The 4,294-nt window shown below is 47.2% G+C and carries 5 protein-coding genes; 4 read left to right on the top strand and 1 reads right to left on the bottom strand.

The genetic code is table 11. The features are described from left to right. The first annotated feature begins 55 nt into the window (after positions 1-55). Together ACFQ2O_RS20275 and ACFQ2O_RS20270 are read left to right on the top strand one after the other, a co-directional pair. Positions 56-355: a hypothetical protein gene (locus ACFQ2O_RS20275; protein WP_377532374.1), complete on the top strand. Its 300-nt coding sequence runs from the start codon at positions 56-58 to the stop codon at positions 353-355. 113 nt (positions 356-468) lie between these two features. Further along, complete coding sequence (locus ACFQ2O_RS20270; protein ID WP_377532371.1) at positions 469-768, top strand: hypothetical protein; 300 nt, start codon at positions 469-471, stop codon at positions 766-768. 92 nt (positions 769-860) lie between these two features. On the opposite strand, the gene ACFQ2O_RS20265 is transcribed toward ACFQ2O_RS20270, so the two are convergent. After that, positions 861-1,715 carry a nucleoside phosphorylase gene (locus ACFQ2O_RS20265; protein WP_377532368.1) on the bottom strand — a complete coding sequence of 285 codons (855 nt, stop codon included), beginning with the start codon at positions 1,713-1,715 and terminating at the stop codon, positions 861-863. Positions 1,716-1,996: 281 nt separating this feature from the next. On the opposite strand from ACFQ2O_RS20265, the gene ACFQ2O_RS20260 reads away from it, so the two are divergent. Continuing rightward, positions 1,997-3,133, top strand: a complete 1,137-nt coding sequence (locus ACFQ2O_RS20260) for a DmpA family aminopeptidase (protein WP_377532365.1) — start codon at positions 1,997-1,999, stop codon at positions 3,131-3,133. Continuing rightward, positions 3,117-3,956, top strand: coding sequence for an aminotransferase class IV (locus tag ACFQ2O_RS20255; RefSeq protein WP_377532362.1), 840 nt, complete (start codon positions 3,117-3,119; stop codon positions 3,954-3,956). The genes ACFQ2O_RS20260 and ACFQ2O_RS20255 overlap by 17 nt, the downstream gene beginning before the upstream one ends. The last annotated feature ends 338 nt before the right edge of the window (positions 3,957-4,294 follow it).

Genomic DNA, 4,294 nt, shown 5'->3' with positions numbered 1-4,294 from the left:
TTGTATTAGCAATACCTAATTTTTATATTCCATAAAGTTCTAAAATAAGACGCTTATGGAGACCGCACAACCTACCGCACCACTTGTTGAGAAGGAGCAGATACCTTCTTTTAAATTTACCTATAACGATGTTTTAACGGATGTTGAGGCTCGTAAAAAGCGCATGTGGGATCTTAACCGCGCTACTTCCCTCGGCAACGTATACCAAGGGAAAGTAGAAATCACTTTTCAGACCGCTGAAGGTGACCACAAACGTGTAGACACTACCGTTTGGGCTGTAGATGATAAATATATGACGCTTAAAGCTGGATGTTCCATCCCGGTTACTTCCATTATTGGCATAGAGTTTTTTTAATCTGGAGTTATATTTTCAATTCTGAAGGCAAGCGTAAAAGCTTGCCTTTTTTGTTTTTCCTCATACCGTGGCATGGTATCTGTACTTTATTACAGGAACCAGACAGCTACTTTATGAGATACAATCAAGAAAACACACCATTCATTCAGAAAGAACAAATTCCGAAGCTGCGATTCAGCAGGCAGGATGTGCTGAGAGATGCAGCAGCCAAAAGCCGCCGCTATGCTGATACAAACCGTGCCACTATACTTAGCAATACGGCACGTAATAAATCATACATCACCTTCAAAACCAGATCAGGCGATGTAAAGCGAGTAGAGGCTTTGCTGTGGGGAATGGATAAAGATTTTGTGCTGCTCCGGTCAGGTATGTTTCTGCCGCTGCGCTCTATTCTGGAGATTAACCATAGCTAGCAGATGCGTATGTATACTTTACCTGCAAAACCGAGCACAGAAGAACGAAGATAACAGCCAGCCTAAGCTGGCTGTTCTGATTTATACTTGGTTTAGATACGATCCAACACCTTCAGGATAAGCTCATCAATTACTTCTTCGGCATTTTCAGCGAACTCCTGCGTTATGCGGTTTGCTACGATAGCATTAAGCGACAGCATCTCGTGCCCCAGAATCCTACCCATACTATAGTAACCTGCCGTCTCCATTTCAAAATTAGTCAGCCTGTAGTCGTTGTGGCGGAAGCTGTTGTAGGTGTGCAGCAGCTCTGTATTTTTTAGACCACCACGCAGTACACGCCCTTGTGGCGCGTAAAAGCCTGGACAGGTAAGCGTGTTTCCAGGAATCATATCATAGGCGATTTTATCGATCAGGCTCTGCGAAGCGGTAACGCAGTAAGGCCTAAACCCAATACCTAACTCTTTCTGCAGGGCAGTTGCTATACTTGTCTCCTCCTCTGATTGCTCCAGCGGATAAAACTCCATCAGCGTGTCCAGACCCATACTTGTGTGCGAGGCTAAATGCCCTCCCAACGGCACATCTTCCTGCAATGAGCCTGACGTGCCGATACGTACTATTCTCAATTTTATTTTCTCTTCGTTTATCTCGCGGCTCTGGAAGTCGATGTTTACCAAGGCATCCAGCTCATTCATCAGAATGTCGATGTTATCAGTGCCCATTCCTGTGGAGATAACGGTGAGGCGCTTCCCTTTGTAATAGCCAGTGTGCGTTACAAACTCGCGCTTGGCCACCTTTACCTCTATCTCATCAAAATACTTACTAACTTTTGCCACCCGCTCCGGGTCACCTACAGTAATAATGGTATCAGAGATATGCTCCGGCAGCAGGTTGAGGTGGTATACTGTTCCGTTTTGATTAATGATTAATTCTGATTCAGCTATAGCCATACTTGTAGTGTTAATTTGAGTTGATGCGGAAATATCTTGTTTTATACTTTATTGATGCCGCAGGGTTAACCGCTACCTGTGGTAACACAGCAAAAGTAGGAAGCTTGCCTGTACAAACGCATTTACTGCTCCACTTTCTTTCTTTCCTTTTTAAAGCCACAACCTAGACGCCAGCGCAAATCTCTACCTAACAAGCTCTTTTACCTGTCTTGATAAAGAATAGCTGGCCTACAATAACTGCTGAATTTCTGCTACTTTTACCTTACACGAACTATACTTACATGAGGTTCATACTTATACTTTTACTAATGACAGGTATGCTATCGCAGGCGCAGAGCCAGGAACGCAAGCGGGCCAGAGACCACGGTCTGCAGATTGGTGTGCTGCCCCCAGGCAAGCATAACGCCATTACCGATGTAGCAGGCGTACAGGTGGGCCATACAACGCTTATCCAAGGCGCAGGTATTCGTACAGGCGTCACGGCTATTGTGCCGCACACAGGCAATGTGTTTCAGAGTAAAGTGCCGGCGGCTGTTTATGTAGGAAACGGCTTTGGTAAACTGGCAGGCACTACACAGGTGCAGGAACTGGGCAATATCGAATCGCCCCTTGTTTTAACAAATACCCTCAGCGTTGGTACAGGCTTGAATGCCGTAGTCGGTTATACGTTAGCACAGTCCGGAAATGAAGAGGTGCGGTCGGTAAATGCGGTAGTAGGCGAAACCAACGATGGCTACCTGAACGACATCCGGGGCAGGCATATAACAGAAGCGCATGTGGTAGAAGCGATCAAACAAGCAAAGAGTGGTGCGGTGGCAGAAGGCAATGTGGGTGCTGGCACGGGCACCGTATGTTTTGGCTTTAAGGGCGGCATCGGCACTTCCTCGCGTGTACTTCCGGAGAGCTTGGGCGGCTATACGGTGGGTGTGCTGGTGCAGACCAACTTTGGGGGCGTGTTGCAAATAGATGGTGTACCCATTGGCGAAGAACTGAACCAGTATTACTTCCGGCAGCAGATAAAAGACAGCGCCGACGGCTCCTGCATGATCGTAGTAGCGACCGATGCTCCGGTAGATGCCCGCAACCTGGAGCGCATGGCAAAACGCGCTATGATGGGTCTCGCCAAAACCGGTGGCATCGCTTCCAACGGCAGTGGCGATTATGTGATAGCTTTCTCCGCAAACCCAACCGTACGCATACCTTATACTTCAGCAGAGAAAACACAAACAGTTTCTTACCTTCGCAACGATGAAATGTCGCCTTTATTTATGGCTGTAATCGAGGCCACGGAAGAAGCTATTATCAACTCACTTTTCAAAGCAGAAACCATGGAAGGCCAGCACCAACATGTCGTGGAGGCACTTCCGGTAGATAAAGTTATCAAGATTCTAAAGAAACATCATGCCATCAAACGCTAAGCTCCACGCCTACCTGCACGGCCAGATACAGCCGCTCGAAAGTGCTTTTCTGCACGTAAGAGACTTATCCATACAGCGCGGCTACGGCATTTTCGATTATTTTAAGGTGCAGCAAGGGCAACCGGTATTTCTGGCCGACTACCTGCAGCGCTTTTACGAATCAGCCAGGCTGATGGAACTAGCCGTACCCTTGGCTACAGATGCTTTAAAAGACGTTATTCAGCAACTCATTCAGGTAAACCACCTGCCCCACTCTGGTATCAAGATGATACTGACAGGTGGCTACTCGGCTAATGGTTACGATCCCGGAGAACCCAACCTGATCATCCTGCAACAGCCCCTCACGCTGCCTACTCCGGAAATGATAGCGCAAGGCATCAAGATCATCACCTATGAGTATGTCCGCGAAATACCAAAAGCCAAGACCATCAACTACTCTACCGGCATACGGCTTATCAAGCAAATTAAAGAGGCTGGAGCCAGTGATGTGCTGTATCAAAAGAACGGTGTGGTCACAGAATTCCCGCGCTGCAACTTCTTCATCGTAACGCAGGATGATGTAGTTGTAACTCCTGACGCTGATGTATTGCTTGGCGTAACCCGCAAAAACGTTTTGAAAGCCGCCAGTCAGAAGTATAAAATTGAGGAAAGAGCCGTAACCTTACAAGACATTGCCCAGGCCAAAGAAGCTTTCCTGACGAGCACGACCAAGCGTATTTTGCCTGTTGTGCAGGTAGATGAGATCGTTGTCGGCAATGGCAAACCCGGTGCTGTTACGCTTGAATTGTTGGATGATTTAGTAGCTTTAGAGGGACGGCAGTAGTTGGGCAGCAATCTTAAGTATTGAAAGCACCTCCTTGTCCTCCTCAAGTAGGAAATATGGCTACTGCTTTAGCTTTGGTATAAGTGCTATAGGTTGAGTAGTTCAGGAACCCACCCCTAGCCCCTCCGAGGAGGGAAATTATGCTACTGTAAGGACGCAAGTATAAATTGCATAACAGGCGGTATCGCGCGGACAGGTCGCGACCTGTCCCTGAAAGTCCTGTACCTTTAAGAAGCTTTAGTGGAATTGCAATGTTTTACTGGAGACTTTTTCAGGCAGCCACAGCTTGGTTGCACAACAGTTTTTCATATTGGCAAGGAGTCAGGTAACCAAGGGCT

Source organism: Pontibacter rugosus, from assembly GCF_042678745.1.
Classification (GTDB): Bacteria; Bacteroidota; Bacteroidia; order Cytophagales; family Hymenobacteraceae; genus Pontibacter; species Pontibacter rugosus.
Note: the sequence above shows the minus strand (reverse complement) of the source record. Positions and strands in the feature narration are given on the sequence as shown.

Excerpts from the sequence above, each read along its gene's own strand:
- ACFQ2O_RS20275 (WP_377532374.1), top strand. The coding sequence starts at position 56 with ATGGAGACCGCACAACCTACCGCACCACTTGTTGAGAAGGAGCAGATA.
- ACFQ2O_RS20270 (WP_377532371.1), top strand. The coding sequence starts at position 469 with ATGAGATACAATCAAGAAAACACACCATTCATTCAGAAAGAACAAATT.
- ACFQ2O_RS20265 (WP_377532368.1), bottom strand. The coding sequence starts at position 1,715 with ATGGCTATAGCTGAATCAGAATTAATCATTAATCAAAACGGAACAGTA.
- ACFQ2O_RS20260 (WP_377532365.1), top strand. The coding sequence starts at position 1,997 with ATGAGGTTCATACTTATACTTTTACTAATGACAGGTATGCTATCGCAG.
- ACFQ2O_RS20255 (WP_377532362.1), top strand. The coding sequence starts at position 3,117 with ATGCCATCAAACGCTAAGCTCCACGCCTACCTGCACGGCCAGATACAG.